This window comes from Spirosoma sp. 209 (assembly GCF_002006735.1).
In the GTDB taxonomy this organism is placed as follows: Bacteria; Bacteroidota; Bacteroidia; order Cytophagales; family Spirosomataceae; genus Spirosoma; species Spirosoma sordidisoli.
Window position 1 is genome coordinate 152,409 of sequence record NZ_MVEC01000002.1, and the last position, 16,960, is coordinate 169,368.

At 54.0% G+C, this 16,960-nt stretch carries 18 protein-coding genes and 1 pseudogene; 7 read left to right on the top strand and 12 right to left on the bottom strand.

The genetic code is table 11. From position 1 onward, the window contains the following. Position 1 precedes the first annotated feature (1 nt). The 3 genes from B1C80_RS03870 to B1C80_RS03880 are packed head-to-tail and all read left to right on the top strand — an operon-like array spanning position 2 to position 6,090. The gene (locus B1C80_RS03870) at positions 2 to 2,101 is read left to right on the top strand and encodes a hypothetical protein (RefSeq protein ID WP_077919749.1); all 2,100 of its coding nucleotides are present in this window, start codon (positions 2 to 4) and stop codon (positions 2,099 to 2,101) included. Continuing rightward, a complete protein-coding gene (locus tag B1C80_RS03875) occupies positions 2,098 to 2,568 on the top strand; it encodes a hypothetical protein (RefSeq protein ID WP_077919750.1) in 471 nt (156 codons plus the stop codon). Before B1C80_RS03870 ends, B1C80_RS03875 begins: the two co-directional genes overlap by 4 nt. Before the next feature lie 54 nt (positions 2,569 to 2,622). Continuing rightward, positions 2,623 to 6,090, top strand: a complete 3,468-nt coding sequence (locus tag B1C80_RS03880) for a phage tail tape measure protein (protein ID WP_077919751.1) — start codon at positions 2,623 to 2,625, stop codon at positions 6,088 to 6,090. Positions 6,091 to 6,324: 234 nt separating this feature from the next. Here B1C80_RS03880 and B1C80_RS03885 read toward each other — a convergent pair whose 3' ends face one another. Next, a complete protein-coding gene (locus B1C80_RS03885; RefSeq protein WP_077919752.1) occupies positions 6,325 to 7,971 on the bottom strand; it encodes a hypothetical protein in 1,647 nt (548 codons plus the stop codon). A 1,532-nt stretch (positions 7,972 to 9,503) separates the two neighbouring features. On the opposite strand from B1C80_RS03885, the gene B1C80_RS03895 reads away from it, so the two are divergent. Together B1C80_RS03895 and B1C80_RS03900 are read left to right on the top strand one after the other, a co-directional pair. Beyond that, positions 9,504 to 9,785: a hypothetical protein gene (locus B1C80_RS03895; RefSeq protein ID WP_077919754.1), complete on the top strand. Its 282-nt coding sequence runs from the start codon at positions 9,504 to 9,506 to the stop codon at positions 9,783 to 9,785. A 125-nt stretch (positions 9,786 to 9,910) separates the two neighbouring features. Further along, positions 9,911 to 10,141: a hypothetical protein gene (locus B1C80_RS03900; protein ID WP_077919755.1), complete on the top strand. Its 231-nt coding sequence runs from the start codon at positions 9,911 to 9,913 to the stop codon at positions 10,139 to 10,141. Positions 10,142 to 10,724: 583 nt separating this feature from the next. Here the strand turns inward: B1C80_RS03900 and B1C80_RS03905 are convergent. The 9 genes from B1C80_RS03905 to B1C80_RS03945 all read right to left on the bottom strand — a co-directional run bounded on the left by B1C80_RS03905 (position 10,725) and on the right by B1C80_RS03945 (position 15,035). Further along, positions 10,725 to 11,090, bottom strand: coding sequence for a hypothetical protein (locus tag B1C80_RS03905; protein WP_077919756.1), 366 nt, complete (start codon positions 11,088 to 11,090; stop codon positions 10,725 to 10,727). Between the two features lie 2 nt (positions 11,091 to 11,092). After that, on the bottom strand, positions 11,093 to 11,266 hold the full coding sequence (locus B1C80_RS28335; RefSeq protein WP_161492709.1) for a hypothetical protein: 174 nt from the start codon (positions 11,264 to 11,266) through the stop codon (positions 11,093 to 11,095). 18 nt (positions 11,267 to 11,284) lie between these two features. Further along, complete coding sequence (locus B1C80_RS03910; protein WP_077919757.1) at positions 11,285 to 12,013, bottom strand: hypothetical protein; 729 nt, start codon at positions 12,011 to 12,013, stop codon at positions 11,285 to 11,287. 1,228 nt (positions 12,014 to 13,241) lie between these two features. Then, positions 13,242 to 13,448, bottom strand: coding sequence for a hypothetical protein (locus B1C80_RS03920; protein WP_077919759.1), 207 nt, complete (start codon positions 13,446 to 13,448; stop codon positions 13,242 to 13,244). Then, positions 13,426 to 13,818 (bottom strand): hypothetical protein, encoded by a 393-nt coding sequence (locus B1C80_RS03925; protein ID WP_077919760.1) that lies wholly within the window; start codon positions 13,816 to 13,818, stop codon positions 13,426 to 13,428. The genes B1C80_RS03920 and B1C80_RS03925 overlap by 23 nt, the downstream gene beginning before the upstream one ends. Then, positions 13,808 to 14,092 carry a hypothetical protein gene (locus tag B1C80_RS03930; protein ID WP_077919761.1) on the bottom strand — a complete coding sequence of 95 codons (285 nt, stop codon included), beginning with the start codon at positions 14,090 to 14,092 and terminating at the stop codon, positions 13,808 to 13,810. The genes B1C80_RS03925 and B1C80_RS03930 overlap by 11 nt, the downstream gene beginning before the upstream one ends. Further along, the gene (locus tag B1C80_RS28340; RefSeq protein ID WP_161492710.1) at positions 14,085 to 14,240 is read right to left on the bottom strand and encodes a hypothetical protein; all 156 of its coding nucleotides are present in this window, start codon (positions 14,238 to 14,240) and stop codon (positions 14,085 to 14,087) included. Before B1C80_RS28340 ends, B1C80_RS03930 begins: the two co-directional genes overlap by 8 nt. Before the next feature lie 3 nt (positions 14,241 to 14,243). Beyond that, positions 14,244 to 14,486, bottom strand: a complete 243-nt coding sequence (locus tag B1C80_RS03935) for a hypothetical protein (RefSeq protein WP_077919762.1) — start codon at positions 14,484 to 14,486, stop codon at positions 14,244 to 14,246. Positions 14,487 to 14,810: 324 nt separating this feature from the next. After that, positions 14,811 to 15,035 carry a hypothetical protein gene (locus B1C80_RS03945; RefSeq protein ID WP_077919764.1) on the bottom strand — a complete coding sequence of 75 codons (225 nt, stop codon included), beginning with the start codon at positions 15,033 to 15,035 and terminating at the stop codon, positions 14,811 to 14,813. A gap of 169 nt (positions 15,036 to 15,204) precedes the next feature. Between B1C80_RS03945 and B1C80_RS28955 the strand changes: the two are divergent. Next, positions 15,205 to 15,258: pseudogene (locus B1C80_RS28955) on the top strand (hypothetical protein); the annotation flags it as partial. A gap of 10 nt (positions 15,259 to 15,268) precedes the next feature. On the opposite strand, the gene B1C80_RS28640 reads toward B1C80_RS28955, so the two are convergent. Continuing rightward, positions 15,269 to 15,655 (bottom strand): hypothetical protein, encoded by a 387-nt coding sequence (locus B1C80_RS28640; protein WP_236648605.1) that lies wholly within the window; start codon positions 15,653 to 15,655, stop codon positions 15,269 to 15,271. A 4-nt stretch (positions 15,656 to 15,659) separates the two neighbouring features. After that, positions 15,660 to 15,968 (bottom strand): hypothetical protein, encoded by a 309-nt coding sequence (locus tag B1C80_RS03955; protein ID WP_077919766.1) that lies wholly within the window; start codon positions 15,966 to 15,968, stop codon positions 15,660 to 15,662. A 198-nt stretch (positions 15,969 to 16,166) separates the two neighbouring features. On the opposite strand from B1C80_RS03955, the gene B1C80_RS03960 reads away from it, so the two are divergent. After that, on the top strand, positions 16,167 to 16,721 hold the full coding sequence (locus tag B1C80_RS03960; RefSeq protein WP_077919767.1) for a hypothetical protein: 555 nt from the start codon (positions 16,167 to 16,169) through the stop codon (positions 16,719 to 16,721). Positions 16,722 to 16,960: the final 239 nt, after the last annotated feature.

Consider the following 16,960-nt stretch of genomic DNA (forward strand, 5'->3'; position numbering starts at 1 on the left):
CATGATCGCCATCACCAACGATCAGGGTGAAGCCCTGCAACTCGATCCCGGTCAGGAAGTCATCACGGAGCAGGCCGTTGCCTGGCTCAGTGATGATGAACTGCCGGCGGAATTCTCGTACCCGATCCAGGCTCCCTTGAACGACCACAACCGGCGATTCGTCCGGTTTGGGTATCGACCTGACGCAGCCCGGCCCCTCGGCGAGCTGGCGGTCCGTGTTGAAATGCAGGGGGTGCTGTACCGGCGCTGCCGGTTCGGCTACCGGCTGCAGGGTGGCAAGCTGACGGGTTTTCTCAAACTCGACTCCGCCGAGTTTTACGACCGAATCCGCAATCTCACCCTGCTGGAGGCCCTACCCGACCGCATCAATTTGGGCGACGGGCTGATTAGTGGCCAAACCATACCGATTGCCACCCGCCTGCGGCAGATCGCCGAGATGCCGCCGGGTCAATTTCCGCTCACGTTTTTCCCCATTCGGAATGACGGCTTTTTCGAGAGCGCGCTGGATGCAGTCAAGGTCCCGGGTTTTGTTCGTCAACCTTACGTCAATGCCTGGGAAGCGCTGACGGGCGGTGGGTACGGCTTCCGCACCGATACCCTAAAATCCGGTCAGCTCGCCCTCACCCGGGGGTATCCCGTGGTGCCGTTCTTTTACTTGAGCTGGGTACTCGAGCGCATCATGGCCCTGGCCGGCTTTCGCCTGGAATCCGACTGGCTGGCCAGTCCGGAAGCGCAGCGGCTAGTCATTGTCAACATGACCGCCCTACCCATCTGGACGGGTGGCCAGCTGCTGACGGGCGGCATCAACACCCTGCTGGTGGGCCATACCGTAACGGCCGGCCAGCACATGCCCGACATGAGCGTTTCAGATTTTTTGAAAGCGATCAAGGGACGATTTGGGCTGGCGTTCACCTTTAATGCCAATGATCGAATTTGCCGCCTGGTTCGCTTTGTCGACAGCGTAGCCCAGCCGCCCCTGCTGGATCTGACCCCCTATCAGTCGGGACCTTACGACTGTACTGACCCGTTTGGCAAAGGCTACCGGGTGATTGACTATGTAGACTCCGCCGATTCCCTCTACAAAACGGAGAAAGGGGAACTCTTGCAGCCCGCCCCCCTGACAATCGGGGATGGCCAGCAGCTGCTCAACCTGCGCGTGGGCACTACCCAGCTCAGCTACGAAGCCTCCACACTAGCCCCTAAAAACAGCCCCGCCAGCGCGGCCGGTCGCTGGTTTGTGCCCATCGTCCGTCAGCCCGGCAACCTGCTCGACGAGGCCTACAAGGCCAGTGAGCACTACCTCGATGAGACCGGGAAGATACGGAACCCGGTGGGGCTAAAGCTGCTCAGCTACCGGGGTATGACCCAGGACTCGACCGGTCGCCCCCACCCGCTGGGCACGCCCGACGTGCGGGACGGCCGGCAGCAGATCGTCGGGACGGACGCCTGTATGCTGTCCGGCCGGTACGGGCTGTGGCGCCGGGCGCTGCGGAACTACGTTTATTTCCGCAACCAGACCCGGCCAATCACCCAGAAACTGCTCCTGCCGGTAAGTGTGCTCAGCGCGCTCCCCCTGCACGGCACGGTCAGTCTGAGCCTGGACGATCACATTCGGCGGTCCTACTTAATCAGTAAGGTCCAGGCCGAGAGTCCAGGCCCCGACGGGCTGGCCATTGTCAAGCTGGAGGTGTTAAGCCTGCCCAGCGGTCTGGATTTGCCGGGCGAGTTTGATGATCCGGTTGTCTGGGTAGACATCGTTCTGGGCCCCAAGGTAGCCCAGCCGCTGCCGGTACCTTCCCCCGCCAGCGGCACCTACCCCGTCTGGAAACAATCGGTCACCGTGCGCTGCTGGAGCGATTCGGGCCGCACGCAGCCCTTTATTCCGTCGGGTCTACCCGTTAACCTGCGTCAGCGGATGCCGGGGATGGCCGGCGTGCTGGAAGGGGAAGAATACGTGACGACCTATGTCGTCAATACCCACCAGACGATAGTCACGACTGATTTTGTAGCGACCCAGAATGTGTACGGACCCGATCGGCGCATCAGCATTTTCGAACGAACCATCCAGCTCGATCCGGGCGACGGCTATACCCTGCTATGAGCTACGACGATCTTGATATCAACAAACGGATCAATCTGAAAGGACTGGTGCAGGCATGGCAGCGCATTACCGTCGACCGATTCCGCGAGGATCTAAACCAAAAACTCTACGGGCGAAAACGGGCCCGCTGGCGCCGAACACTCAGCCGGACGTATCAGCTGCGCAACAACTGGCACATGGCCCTGATCGGGGCCGGTGACGACGTACGGGGCAGTCAGATCAGCTTTCTGCAGTACGGCCGCTTTGTCGACATGGGCGTGGGCAAGGGAACCGATTCCGCCCTGGCTACCTACCAGCGGGTTCGGGCCAACGGCGAGAAACGAACCCGGATCCCGGTGCGCTGGTACAGCCGCCGGAAAGGCTACGAAACGCACCGGCTCCGCGAGCTGCTGGTGCAGCACCATATTGATATTCCCCTGGAGACTCTGGAAAGCGCCCTCAGTACGCGCATTGAGCTCCGACTCTAACACACGCCTTACACGCGACACGTCACCCGCGGCAACGCTTAACCCGCAACTGCCGTGGCAAAAACCCAGACCGAGCGGGCCGTCATTGATCTGGTGATCAACGGCCAGCAGGCTAAAACCAACCTCAAAGAAATTACCCTGGAGGTCACCCGCCAGCGGTCGGCCCTGCTCAAGCTCAAGGAAGCCGACAACCCCGAATTCTACAAAGCCAAACTGGCCGAGTATCATAAGATGCTGGCCGCCCAGAAGCAGATGCGCCAGCGCATCGACGACACGACCACCGCCTGGGGCCGCTTTAAGAAAGAAATGGCCCAGGTCGCCGTCGGTGTCGTGGGCGGCAACGTGATCACGGCCGCCCTGCAATCGCTAGTGGCCCTGATTCCCTCGACGATCGATCGGACCCTAAAGCTCAAGGATACGTTTGCCGACATCGAAAAGGCAACCAACCTGAGCGCGGCAGGCGTGCAGAAACTCAACCAGGAGCTCAAGGCCATCGACACCCGCACGACCAACCAGGAGCTGCGCGAAATAGCCATTGCCGGCGGTCAGCTGGGCGTGCCCAACGCCGAACTGGTCGAGTTTGTCGAGAACGTCGACCAGGCCGTCGTCGCGCTCGGCGACGAGTTTTCGGGGGGCGTCGACGAGGTGGCCAAATCGCTGGGGGGCATTGGTAAACTCTTTGCCGAAACCCGCAATCTACCCGCCGGTCAGGTGATCAACGATGTTGGTTCGGCTCTCAACGAACTCGGTGCCGCCGGATCGGCCACCTCCGCCGTCGTCGCCGAGTTCACCACCCGCATGGGCCAGCTGGGCGCGCTGGCGCCCAAACTCGCCGAAACCATGGGACTGGGAGCCGCCCTGCAGGAGCTGGGTCTGTCGGCCGAGATTGCCTCGTCCGGTCTGACAGGGCTTATGCTCACGGCCGCCAATCGAAGTGAGTTGTTTGCCCAGCACCTGGGCCTGAGCAAAGTCGCCCTCGAGCAGCTGATCAACACCAGCCCGAACGAGTTTTTGATGACGCTGGCCCGCAGTTTTGAAGGCATGGCACCAGCCGCCGTCGCCCAGCGGCTGAAAGAACTCAAGGTCGAAAGCCAGGAAAGCATCAAAGTGATGAGTCTGCTGGCTGATCAGACGGGCTTCGTTAAAGAGAAGCAGGATCTGGCGGCCAAAGCGATGGCCGAAGGCACCAGTCTGACCGAGGAGTTCACAAAAAAGAACCACCAGCTGGCCCGGGACTTAAAGGAACTCAACGAGTGGTTCAACAGCCTGCTGACCAGCGAAGCCCTGCAGCAGTTTCTGGTATCGGCCCTGCACAATTTGGTCCTCTTTACCCGGGCGTTGCCCCAGGCCGGGGCCTTTCTGAGCGGCATGAAGGACTATTTCTACGGACTGATGCTAGCCACGGTAGCTTACTACGGGGCCACCCTGAAAGCCACCGCAGCCACCGTCGCCCACACGACCGCCGAGCTCTACCGGCGGGCTGCTTATGAACTGGGGTTTCGCTGGCTGGTAATCACCGAAACGGCTACTAAAGCGTATGCCCTGACCACCCAGGTACTCACCGGCCAGATTACCCTGCAAACGGCGGCCGTAACGCTCGCCCGCACCGCCTGGACGGCGTTTAACGCGATCCTGATTGCCAATCCAATCGGGGTCGTTCTGACCGGGCTGGCCGCCCTGGCCTACGCCGTAAAAACCTATTCGGACAATACCGAGCAGGCCTTGCGGCTGGAACGGGAGAAGCTGCGCCTGCAGCGGGATATGACGCTGCTGACCGAGGTACAAACCCGGACCCTGGATAAACTCAACGAGCAGCTGCAGGACTACACGGCCATGAGCCAGGCCGAGCGGGCCGAGTACGTCAAAAACGTGGCTATCGCCCGCCTGGATCTGGAGGCCCGCCTGAGCCGGATGAAGGCGCGCGCGAAAGAAATGGAGATGCTCGCCCTGGAGCCCAGTCTGTGGCAAAAGCTATGGGCAGTCATTAAAGCCGGGGGCAACATGGCCGCCGTTCCCAAGAACCTTATGGAGCAGGGACTGGCCAACGTGCTGGCCGTTCGCCAGCAGTTCGAAGGAGGCATCTCGGGCCTAACCAACGAGCTTAAACAGTACGATACCATCCTGAATCAAATCCAGCGCTACGAGCGACCTGCTCCGGGCCGGGATGGCGGGGCAAGCACGACGATTGTCAGCGAGGACGACCGCCGGGCTGCGGCTTCTAAACAGAAAGCCGATGCCAAACGCGATGCCGACGAACTGGAGAAACTACTCGGCGACAGCCGGCAGCGAATCGCCGAAGGCGAAGCGTCCGACTACGAACGGGAGGTAGCCGCCTTCGCCGAGAAGTACACCCGGATGTATGAGCTGGCCAAAGATCATCAGGATAAAATCGACGAGATTCAGCGGCTGAGCCTGGTCGAGTTCGCCGAGATCGAACGGCGCCGGCAGGAGCTTCTCGACGAGTCGGCCCGTAGGCAGGCCGAGCGGGACAATAAGCTGGGCTATACCGCAGCCCTGGGCGAAGCCGAGCAAACCCGGGCGGGGGATCAAACCCGGATTGGCCTGGATCTGGCCACCAAAAAAATCGGGGAAGCCGAAGCCCGCCAGCTCGAGCTTGAAAGCGAGCAGCGCTTTCTGGAGCAGAAACTCCTTCTCCAGCAAACCTTCGCTCAGGAGGTCACTGACACCCAGCGCCAGCTGACCGAGAACTGGAATGCCCAGGTGCACCTGCGGGCCCAGACCGAATACGATGCCGCCGAGCGCATGAAGCAGGCCGAGTGGGCCCTCGCCGACGCCAAGCGCGACGCCTATCTGCAGGGTACTACGTTGCTAAAAGCCTTTTTGAAAGAAGGCACCCGGGCCTACAAGGTGGCCCTGGCGGCTCAGAAAGCCTTCGCCATTGCGCAGGTTATAATCGACATGCAGCGGCAGATTGTGGGCCTGGCCGCCAGCCCCTCGGTGATGGCCATGCCCCCCGGTGTCCGGGAAGCTTACCTAGCCAAATCGATCCTGACGGCTAAAATTCAGGCCGGCTCGGCCATTGCGGCCATTGCCGCCCAGGGCGCCACTGAAATTGCCGCGAAAGCGGATGGCGGTTATACCGGCCTAGAGGAACTGTATCCGGGATCGGCCGGACCAGCGGGTTTTACCGATGGGCCTACCCTATTCAACATGGGCCGTAGGTCCTATATAGCCGGTGAAGCCGGCCGCGAGTTTGTGATTAGCAACCGCGCCCTGCAGCATCCGGTGGTGGCCGATTTTGCCCGGATGCTGGATGCCATGCAGCGAACGGGCAATTATGCGGCTTTGTCACCTACTCAGGGGGCTATCCCGCCAGCGGCCGATAATAGTCGGGGGAGCAGGGACCATCAGGGGCTGGAATTGAGCGCCCTGGTCGCGGAGCTACAAACGCTACGGCAGGATATAAACAACCTCTCCAGCCGCCCGGTTGAACTGAACTATCACCTCTTCAAGCAGGAAACCGAACTTATCGACTATATCAAAACCTCCAATCGACTGTAAAGAGCTTAGTTGAACGCTGGGAAATTCTGCATCGGCTAGAAAGCATCATTCTTTATCCAACGCGAAAGCCGATCAGTTTGACCGGCTTTCGCGTTGGATAAAGTAGCCTGGTTGGGTTGCTCAGCTACCCTTTCCTACGGTTACTTTTTTCTCAGGCAATTCTTCCTGGTAAACCAGCACTGACCTTACCATAACGGGTTTGGTGCGTTGGCGCGGCAACGGCCCTGGCCACGGCTAGGGATTGCAGATATAGTAGTTGGTCTTGGGGATCACTACCGAGGTTGAGAAATTGGGCAGGGGCTGTCCTTTTTCGTCGAATGATATGGTACCGAGTGCAAACTCGTTCTGATAACAGGGGCCACAACAACTGCCTCCGTAACCTCCCCCATAAGACCCTGGAAGAAAGCCCGCGACGCTCTTGGGAAATACCTGTAACTGCACTGTATAGTTGCCCGACCCCATAAGCGGGGATATTTCTATTTTGTTGCTTACGGTAATTTCAAAGGGAGGCTTTGATAAATACACATTCTGCACGGTTCCCTTAGGCCCCTTTATCTGAGCATAATAATAAAATCTATCATCTTCCAGTCTAGGAAGGCCCACTACATTAAACGTCAAAACGTACTGATAGTCATCGCTGTACTGTATTTTCTCCCTAGTTAAATCTATTTTGCCTGATATTTGCGGCTGATCACAAAGGATAGTTCCGCTCCCCAGGCTTTTCTTGGCTATATCAACGTCTAAATACGTATCAGAATTCTGCTTAAACTTGAAGGCCCCCAGGAAATAATTGAAGTTAGTTTTCGCTCCCAATATTCCCTTCAAATAGACATCTCCATTGTAGCGTTTGGTTTGGCAATCAAATTTTGCCTCTGACCCCAGATCTACCCCCAGATATAGCGCTATGCCGTCAATGTCATAGGGATGAATCTCAACGACAGGCTTTAAAAAGCTCAGTTTCACTTCCCCGGCCTGCTTGACCTGGAACGGCGGTTTAAAGTTGACGGTCAAATCGGTAGAGCTGGTTTCACTTTTCCAATCGCCATCCTTGTATATTCCGGCCATGTGAAAGTTCTTGGTTCCCTCAAATCCAAAGCTCAGATCAACCGGATTGGTCACTTTGATTCGGCCGTATAAATTCAGCTCCAGCCGGAAGGCAATGGGCACCCCAAAGGCGATGGTTCGTTGCACCCCGAAGTCAAACCCCTTTAGCAACTTTTCGTCGTCATAGGTGTCGGCCGCAAACGACAACCCAACGTAGTATTCTGTATCCAAATCAAGAGTCATCTTGGCGTAACTGGGTTCCAGCGAATTGGGTTGCTTTTGCCAATCAAAGGTAAATTTAGGCTTCGCCGACCCCGAGCCTTTCAGGATGATGTTATCGGTGAACTTGTACGAAAGAGACATATCCACGGGCTCGATGGCTCCCGGCCGGCCGCCTCTGACCGCTTTCACCGACTGATTGGACAGTTCATGCTCAATGTGTATAGACCCACTGGCGAACACATCATTCAGGGAAGCCGCTTCGGTTGTAAAGGTGATACCAGTGGCGTTTTCGCTGCGGCTCACAATTTTTCTCAGGGTGCCGTAGGGAAATACCTTCGAGGTATCCGAGACAATGATATCACCCACAATAAGGGGTTGAGCGGCCGGGCTCCCTTTTTTGAAGGTAAGCTGCGTAGGCGATACGTTGCTTATCTCGTCGACAATGGGACCACTGGCAAAAACCTTTACATTTTTGTTGACTTGGGGGTCTGTGAGCGCTACGAAGTAAGCCGTCTGCGCCGGTGGTACCGGGTTACTGATCTCTTTTTTGGAGCAACCAAGAATCAAAAACAGAAAGCCTGATAGCGCCAGATAGCTACGTAGTTTTTGGGGCATGAGTAAGCGTTGGTTAGTGGATATAGAACAAGTATAATCTCGGTTAACTCGTCAATCTAAGCCGTAAGCCTACGGACAGAAACAAACCAGTAATGCCAATCCGGGAAACGGCGGGTTGGCTGTCGATAATTTACCGCTGCTTCGCTGAGCGGTCCGCAGTGGCACTCCTGCGTTCCTAGCCGAAATATAAAGCATTCACGTTTTTATGAATGAATGATCGTCTTGAAATAAAGGGGTATATACTAACCGGTAGTAAAAAAAGTCTCGGGTCGTGAGCGTTTGAAAAAAGTTGCTCAATCAATTGCTTACAATACTACTGCAACCGGTAGGCTACTTTGGGCTGTGGAGCAGCCTCATGAATACACAATTCCTGTAGCCAGGAAAATTAGCCCATAACACGTGCCAGTGACAAGGGAACTGCCAGCGGCTCTATAGACAGCCGATCCCGGCCTCTTCAACTGTCATTTTGTATGGTTTATCTAGACATCAACCCATACGCTTTACCTGCCGCTTAATCATTTAATAAGACCGCAGTTCAGGAATGGGGTGGTTCGTCAACGTCTGGTGAAGGCCCCGTTACCTGTGGTGAAGCCAACTCATGGAGTTTTTCGAATCCTGGATAATCAGCAGGTAACTCATACGCCCTGCGGATACGCTCCACGTAGCGCGCGACAAGTTCCTCAAAACGAGGTTGGGCAGGCAAAGCAAATTGACGTTTCACGGGACGTAGAGTAAAACCAGCAGAGACTTTATCAATGCACAAAAATAGCCTTAATCTATAGACCTTACTACTAATATCATTCTATGGCACTTACCTATAGCTTATATTACGTATAATTAATAGCATCTATGTCTACTACTTGTTTACTTTCTTATAACTTTATACCTCTCTTCATCCTGTACGTGTCTTAATGGCTGCACCTGCGTCATCGTTTATCTGGCAAGACCAACCATACGTCCTCCCATTTGGGGTTATGCACTCGCGGGCCATTCGTAACCAGCAGGGAGAGCTCGTCAATTTTGAGGTGTGTTCGTTCAACCACCATGCTACCCTTGACATCCCGGCTTTACAAAACTGGTATCAGGGAGCTTCCTTTTGGGAGTTGTTTCGCGAGGATGCCCGGCAAGGCCTATTCCAAGCCTACAGCCAAGTTCTCTCATCAGGCCTCGCTCAGGAAGAGATTTATCACTCGCCCACCACCGGGCGGGAGTACTACTCCCTGCTCAAGCCCTGGCAGGACGGTATCTTAGCCATTGGATTGGCCTTGGACCGACTGGATCAACTGGATCTGAATCAGCCCGAAGAACCCCAGTCAATTCCACGGCCACTCCCTCCCAGTCCGCCCCCGGTTCAGCCTAGGTTGCCTGTCAGCTTTTTGACGCATCAGATGATCCACTGCCGGCGGGTAGTGTACAGCTACTGCCAAACTTTATTTAGCGCGTAAGGGTATTACCTTCTTGCAAACGCTTCTATAAACAATTCATTACCAATCAGGCAGCCCATTTATAGACGTGCGACTATACAATAAGCAATGAACAACTCGGCTGAGCCACTCGTCCTTACTTTGCAGGAGGTCATCACCCTCCAGCGGATTAATTTGATCCGCATTTACCGCGTCGACCCGGAGCCAGCTACGGGGTCAGTGGCGCTCCTACAGCAAAGTGCCACCTGGTCATTCGGCTATGAATTTGTTCAATTGGAAACCAGGGTGTACCCAATCCAGCAGGTGCTGGCTTTTGGTCACACCGACAAGATTCTCTCGCTGTACATCCACATGTCCCGGACTCGTTCAAAAAGTTACGTATACAATTAAAGCATATATAGTAGATATACGTAAGTGTAAACCACTAGCATTTAATAAATAAACTAAGTATTTACAACGTATACAGATAGTCCGTTCAAATTAGCAGGTCACCTTTGAGCTAAACCTCATAAAGTATGGATCAGCGCTCAGCGGACCAAACCGATCTCCTGTCCCGCTATCCGCTGCGGATTCACTCGCTGGCGGAGCAGCACGAACTGGCCCTCTCCTCAGAAGAGTCAACGAATTTGATTGTTGCGAACTACGAAGACGTCTCTTCCTTACTACGCGCCTGGCGCAAACACGAAACAGAGCCGGGCATAATCATATTCAAAGGGCCAGCCACCGACGAAACCAGCCCGGGCTAAAGCCGGCCTAGTTCGGGGCAGTGCCGCGCCTATAGGTTGCCCTGGCCAGCTTGGGAGTTTCGCAGCTATTAATCTATTGTTTCTGTGAGGTGTATTGGCCGGGCCTCCGCGTCACACTAACCAAAATATATACTACTGGAAAGCAGCCTGTTGCTAACACGGATCTGTTGTTACTCTTCGGTCTGCTACGCGCGAAATACCGGGCTCGCAATGAATGAATCGACCAGGCCTATCGTCCTTTTTACTACTTTTGCCTTGCTAAGTTCTTTTGTTGTCGTGGGTCAGCACCGCCTGTCAATAGGCGGTGCTGCACCCCCGTTCCTGTATTGTAATGATGCAGGTAGTTTGACCCACGGCGAGAACTTAGCAGCGGGACAGGCAGCACCGCCCATTGACTGCCGGTAGCCTACTTTACTTCATGCCAAGACTCTCCCCGGCCGAGCGCACCCGTCGGCGCGTCGAATTACTCCAGCAAAAGAAACTATTTCTGGAAGTTAAAATCAGACAGCTCCAAAAAGGGCTTGACGAAATTAGTGGGGAACTAACCCGTCTGACGGTTTTAGACTGACATTCCGGTACGGCTTCAGTTTGAGCCGTACCGGAATGTGATAACTGGTACGCTTTCCAGTAGCGGGATTTGGTAGTTGATCAGCGCCTGGTCCAGCTTACCCAGCAGCAGCTGCTGCCAGCCCATCAGCACCGAATGCTGCATTTCCTGATGCAAAGCCTTAGCCACCGGAAGGGACAGATTCAGTTTGAACTCCTTGCCGGCAGTGCGCTGCCCCCAGGCCAGCAGCTGATGTGGTCGCCACTTCCCGAGATACTGCTCGAGCACCAGACCCGACAGCTGCTGATTCCTGATCGGCAGGCGGCTCTGCATGTCCACCACACCCCGGACAAACAGGATCAGCGCCTTGAACTCGTTGGGGGTCAGCTTCAGTGAGATCATGGCTAAACAGCAATAGCAGTGATGGTATCGTAGACTTTGCCAGCCGCGTGCAGATCCACGCCGGCCAGCTGCTCGGCAGTATATCGGTTTGCGGCCCAAATAGTCAGACGGATAACGAAACGGTCACCCAGCCAGACGGCAACGGTATAGGGGATGGTATGCAATGGTGTGTTCATGAGCGTTGTGATCAGAGATCAACGATTCGATTTGTGCTTGGTGAGCAGATTAGTCAAGCTATTCTGAGCCCGCTCGGCCTCTTCGTACGTCGTGGCTGTATGTACCTGGTGAGCGAGTGCGTCGGTTATCATATCCGTCACTTCATTCTCGAACAGTTCAGGTTGATACTCCGCGTGCCGGTAGTACCATCCCCGCATGCAGATCTCGGAGTATTTTTCTGATCGACTGCGGCAGAACACTCGCAGCTCATCGAGCGTGGCAAAGTGATGCCTGGTGTGGTCCAGCTCCTGCATATACACGGGCTGCCGCACATTTTTGCGCCGATCCTCCAGGGGCGGCATGGTACCGGTCTTGACATAGTGGTTGAAGTAGTTGTCCAGATATTCGGTAATGACGGCCGTATCCTTGACCCAGCCATGCGCCCGGTACTGGTTACTGTAAATCTCCAGCACTTTCGTATGCAGCTCTTTGGGCAGGCCTGGTGCTTGCTCGTAAATCACGATGGCGTCACAGCGCGACAAATAGGGCAACAGCGGGTTAATCAGCTTGCGGTACAGGAGCAGCACCTTGTTGGGATTTTCGAAGCCCATGCCCTTGCTGTAGCCATCCATCAGGCTGATGCGGTTGCGGGCGTTGCCGGGTGTGAGATAGAACTCCCAGCGGAAGGTGCTGTTGATCGGGTCGGCTTCAAATTTGGGCGTACCGGTATTGGGCTTACGGTTGTAGGCGGCTGGTTGTATTGTCATGGTTTTCGGTAATCACAGGCGCCCATCTGGCGCGATTGGAGAGACTAGGTTATACTGGGCCAAGCGGGTGGGGCCCGCTCGTTTTCGATTTTTTTTCGCGCCCTAACTAAGTTAACTTCAGTACAGGTTAACTACAGTTGACAACGGTGGAACCTAGGACTAACCGTTGTTAACTTTTCTTATATAGCTATCCTAACCGAATAACTGCAAAGTCGGTGGCGAAAAAACGCTGCTTGCGCAACGGGCATGGAGATACCTTTTACCCCTATACGCATAGGCGTGGAGGCATAAAAAATACATTACCGCGTTCCGAAATCGCGAGTTTCGGACGTGCAATGCACAAGGACGATATGGTCAGGGGAAATTAAGGGGGCGTGTACGGGTGAAGCATGGTCCTGTGTGTTAACGGGTCAGTTTTGCTGTGGAGCAGAAAAGGAACACCGGAGCCAGCGGCCCCGGTATTCACTCGTTCTATCCACACCATTACTTACCTCTACCTCTTGAGGTAAGCATACCAGCCCCCAGAAGGGGACCAGTAGTTGAAACGTCGGATTCGAACCGCTTGCGTAGGGTCGCTCCTACCCAGTCACCCCTGTGACCTCGTTTCAAGAATGATTGCCGGCTCAGCCCGGCCCTGGCCGTTCCAGGGTCGAGGTGTCTATTCCACGCTCGTCAGGCATTCTGCATGCCTTCCAACCAATCGTCAACCACCCATGTAGCGGGGGCCGGACTCGAACCGGCGACTAATTAACTATGACCTCCAAGCCCGCTTGCTTTCTTCGGTTGTGCGTTCTAATCCTGTGGCAGTTAGCACAAACAACCTCACACTTTTCAATTTCCGCCTTTATTGTATTTAAGCTGTGACAGCGTGCCATGTGAGCAATATCACCAAGCTTAATCGAGTACCCCAAATGGTCAAACTCTAATACAATTGGGTTGGTATTGCCACAGTCGACACACGGATGTTCAGCCTTATACTGTTGTATATATTCAACATTACGTTTCCTGACATCCGTCTTGCTAGCTACGGCTCGCTTCTTGACATTAGTCTTATTGGCCTCGTAGTGACGAGCCGCATATTCCCTCTGTTTTTCCCTTCGAACTTCTTTGTCTTTGTAAGGCATGGAAATGCGTAATTAGTTATTGCTACCTACTGCTCTGCCCCGCTAGGTTTTTCTTCTGATCTTGTTTTAAATTGGCCACCCGGAAGCCAAGTGGCCAATCCGCATTACTTATGTGATGTACTGAAACCCAATTCTCCCTGCACCGGCCCGGCCGGTTCGGGTAGCTGCTGGAGGAGCCGGTCGACGGCTGCCTCCGCGTTTTTGGATTCGGACAGGGCCGTAGTGGTCCTGCTCCTGAAATACTTCTTCTGAGCCTGGCGCATGGTACGCGTCGCCCTGACCAACTCGTCAAGCTGTTGCTGTGCCTCCATAAAATGTAGTGGTTTGAGATGCGGTCTTACGCATCTGAAGAATGGCCAAAAACGAGCAGATAATGGGGTGCGTGCTTGCCAGCAGGTTACTGGCCATATAAGCGACGCAGGCTAGTTCACGAGCCGACTCGGGCTTGATGTATTGATCAGCCATGCCGAAGAGTGTTTTTAGCAGCAGGCTCTCGTGAAGCTGCTCCGCATCACCCGAGTGTTCAGCACCCCGAAGCAGTCTCGTGACGTGCACACTAAAGGCCGCTGATAGCTGGTCGAAACGAACCATAAACTCTGGCCCCATCCCGAAATGGTCGAGAACCATCTCCTGCTTACCTGGCTTCAGGAGGCTGGCCAAGTTGTCGAAGTCAAGCTGCATGGAGGCCGATCTTTATGGCGGTTGACATCGCCGGGTAGAAGGAATTCCAGACCTGAAACCGTTTCAAGCGAATCGCGCGCAGCTTTTGGGTAAGCAGCTTGTGAGCGATCTGACTCGGCTGGAGTCGCTGCTTCCAGCGTTGGTACTGGTCAGTCGCCTGATCGAGCTGATCAATAAGCTGCCAGCGCTCGGCTTTGGTGAGAGCTTGGTGATCTGTCTCCAGCAGGTGATCGACCTGGTGGGCCACGAAGAAATCAGCGAGGTTGTTATACATGGCGGTGCGGTTTCATCGAGTTGATCGCCTGGTCGACACGCCTGTTGTCACGCCACGCTAACAGCACCGTCCATATACCTACGATCCCCAGCAGCGCGGCTAGGACAATCAGCAGGATGAACGAGCCAAATTCAAACAGGTAACTCATGGCTCAAGCGGTTTGGGGTTGATAGCTCTCATCAGGCAGCTCGTAGCTTGGTGTTTGGTTCCGAAAGGCCGATCGGTTCAGCTCGCGGATGCGCTGAGCCTGCCAGTCTGCAATGGCTTCTTTCAGGGTCGGATCGTCATCGAGCCGCTGCACGAGCCGACCGTCGGCGTCAAGTAGGCAGATGCCCACCAGCTTACTGGCTTCGATCTGTTCCAGCCAGGCTTGTTCGGTTTCTAATGTGGCCATAGTTGCATCGTTGAAACTGCTTACTTATTTCTCAGTTGTTGGTAGTGGGGATCATTTGTCCAGTTAAACAGATCTGTTTAAGCCCCATCTTAATCATGTTTGAATACCTTATCGAAACCAACTCTACAAGCGTTGACCTTGAAGCCCAGCAGGAGCGTGACATGATTCTCAAACCAGCCCTGGAAGGCATTCAATGCCCCAAGCATCCTAATCAGCCTACTATTGTCCGCTTTGTGGACGGTCCTGACGGGCGCCCCGTCTATAGTATTGCCCCCTGCTGTGAGACTTTTGGACAACGTATTCTCTTAGCTCTTTACTTGGGCACTAAGGCAGGTTAGGGGCTCTGTGGTCGTCGCTCTCGGTAGAGCTGGCCTTGACGGCTGCCGCAACCATCCGGTTATACTGCCCGATAGCACAGCGGATCAGCTCAACGAAGTTCTGGCGCTCACGTTCTTCAATGCCCCCGCTGAGCTCTCTGGCCACAGCCAACAGTCTGAGCGTGACCTTTGCCGAGAGCATATCGTATTCTCCTTCTAGTAGCAACTCCATAGCCTGACGCGTTATAAAAGGTGTTCCGGTCGAACGCTCAAATCAATTCTGGGATAGTGAATTGATTATTCGATGCGGTATTTGTAGTTTGACATAAAAATGATCCATGTACCTATCCACTCAGTTTACCATAGGCGACCTGACACAACTCCTGTCCGGTGGCCCCGTAATGACCGTCATTGCGATCAACAACAAATCAACAAACGGCCAGGGCACGGTTAGGTGTAGCTGGTTTACGGTGCAGGGGGAGTATCGGCATCATGATTTCTTACCCGAGACTCTTCGGATATTTCAAGTAGTGGATCGAAAAGACCGCCTGTCTCCGGAAGTTCTGTCAGCCCTGGAGTCCCTGCTGGAACAGGCAGCTCGACAACAGGCGGCTCAACAGCCGACTGCCCAGAAACCACCCCAGCATTTCCAGTTTGGCAATGCAGACATAGCGGGTAAGCCCCCTTGGGATGAATAGTCTCATCGCCAGTTGGCTTATTCTCAACCGTGCTGTCCAGTAGTAGCTGGTAGAGGTCTTTATAGTCCGACTCAAGTTGGCAGTAACCGAGGTTTACATTGATTTTCGCGGCTACCTCCATCAACCGGAGACCTTCTTCTTTAGTGATCTTCATAGTACTATGAGAAAAGGGGTAGTGTACCGTCGTTGACGATGGCGGTCTCTTTCTTCTTACCAGCTCCTCGGGGAGCCGGTAGACCAAAGAGGGGGGCGGTTTCTGGCATCAGCCTTAAAAAGATGTCCCGCAGAGGAGCCTTCACCTTCTTTCTTAGGTCGTACCCTTCCTTACTCGCCGTCTCCTGCCAATACCTGAACAGCTCGATCTTCTTTAGCTCCAGTACAATTTCGTCGCGTACCAGGGGAGCAGCCTCTCGATACGCTACCCATAGGGCATTTTTGCCGGGTATAACTTTATTGACCGTTCGCATAGAATTACCGTCCAGAAGTCTGCTTGTACTTGATTTTGTAGTACTTACTACATTCTTTTGCACATCTTATTGCTACTTTTCGTACTATCAAATACGAAAACCCGATGCAATTCTAAGTACAGTTGGAATTATATCCAACAATAGTTAGAAAATATTTTTCCTATAAATACCTTATCACACACAAACCGCTATCATTCAATGGAATATGACTTTGGAAAAAAGATAGAAAAACTGCTAACCGAGCGAGGAAATACGAAAAAGAGTTTATACGACCACTTAAAGATGACCGCTAACGGTTTTGATGGGATGGTCAAAAACAACTCTATTACGGCTAGTAGATTGGCGGAGATATCACAATTCTTCGATGTACCAGTATCATACTTTTACGGTGAGGAAGCATCCTATACCAAGAAAAGTGATAACAAAAACTCGTTTGGGGAAGAAGTTTTAACCAGAATGGCCGATGATCTTGAAACCTTGAGAAAGGTGTTCGAAGATCAATTAAGAGCAAAGGATCGCCAGATCGAGAAGTTGCTGGACCTTTTGGGAAAGCTTGAGGGTGCTATCGAGCAGCCGCTTTTGTCCGGCCAGATGACGTTTACAGAGATGTATAAAAAATATACGGCTGAGGTAGCCCAGCAGTTTGACCTGCCCTATGCAGGCCAGATCCTGCCCTCCTCGCCACTGTTCACGGCTATGGCGGAACAAAAGTTGGTGGCACCCCGTTCTCAAACCACGAGAACACGGCAGTGACTGCATGTATGGCAGATTTTGAGGAATCCCTCTCTCTCTGCAGAAAGACCTTACATAATGCCAGAAGCCCGAGACGAAAACTGTTTCGGGCTTTTTTTGTGCCCTGCCTAAACCGCAGATTTCAGCGACCCTAAAAAACGGGGGAGTTGAAGCAAAGTACCGGTTGTCAGAAAGACATCTGTATGGCATCTTCGTCAAAACGGCCGCTGGCTGTAGCTTCCGGCTTCTCTTGTCTCATT

Coding starts and splice junctions, on each gene's coding strand:
- B1C80_RS28340 (WP_161492710.1), bottom strand. CDS start 14,240: ATGAGTTACCTGTTTGAATTTGGCTCGTTCATCCTGCTGATTGTCCTA.
- B1C80_RS03895 (WP_077919754.1), top strand. CDS start 9,504: ATGAACAACTCGGCTGAGCCACTCGTCCTTACTTTGCAGGAGGTCATC.
- B1C80_RS03925 (WP_077919760.1), bottom strand. CDS start 13,818: ATGCAGCTTGACTTCGACAACTTGGCCAGCCTCCTGAAGCCAGGTAAG.
- B1C80_RS03920 (WP_077919759.1), bottom strand. CDS start 13,448: ATGGAGGCACAGCAACAGCTTGACGAGTTGGTCAGGGCGACGCGTACC.
- B1C80_RS03910 (WP_077919757.1), bottom strand. CDS start 12,013: ATGACAATACAACCAGCCGCCTACAACCGTAAGCCCAATACCGGTACG.
- B1C80_RS03870 (WP_077919749.1), top strand. CDS start 2: ATGATCGCCATCACCAACGATCAGGGTGAAGCCCTGCAACTCGATCCC.
- B1C80_RS28335 (WP_161492709.1), bottom strand. CDS start 11,266: ATGAACACACCATTGCATACCATCCCCTATACCGTTGCCGTCTGGCTG.
- B1C80_RS03875 (WP_077919750.1), top strand. CDS start 2,098: ATGAGCTACGACGATCTTGATATCAACAAACGGATCAATCTGAAAGGA.
- B1C80_RS03960 (WP_077919767.1), top strand. CDS start 16,167: ATGGAATATGACTTTGGAAAAAAGATAGAAAAACTGCTAACCGAGCGA.
- B1C80_RS03905 (WP_077919756.1), bottom strand. CDS start 11,090: ATGATCTCACTGAAGCTGACCCCCAACGAGTTCAAGGCGCTGATCCTG.
- B1C80_RS03955 (WP_077919766.1), bottom strand. CDS start 15,968: ATGCGAACGGTCAATAAAGTTATACCCGGCAAAAATGCCCTATGGGTA.
- B1C80_RS03900 (WP_077919755.1), top strand. CDS start 9,911: ATGGATCAGCGCTCAGCGGACCAAACCGATCTCCTGTCCCGCTATCCG.
- B1C80_RS28640 (WP_236648605.1), bottom strand. CDS start 15,655: ATGAAGATCACTAAAGAAGAAGGTCTCCGGTTGATGGAGGTAGCCGCG.
- B1C80_RS03885 (WP_077919752.1), bottom strand. CDS start 7,971: ATGCCCCAAAAACTACGTAGCTATCTGGCGCTATCAGGCTTTCTGTTT.
- B1C80_RS03945 (WP_077919764.1), bottom strand. CDS start 15,035: ATGGAGTTGCTACTAGAAGGAGAATACGATATGCTCTCGGCAAAGGTC.
- B1C80_RS03930 (WP_077919761.1), bottom strand. CDS start 14,092: ATGTATAACAACCTCGCTGATTTCTTCGTGGCCCACCAGGTCGATCAC.
- B1C80_RS03935 (WP_077919762.1), bottom strand. CDS start 14,486: ATGGCCACATTAGAAACCGAACAAGCCTGGCTGGAACAGATCGAAGCC.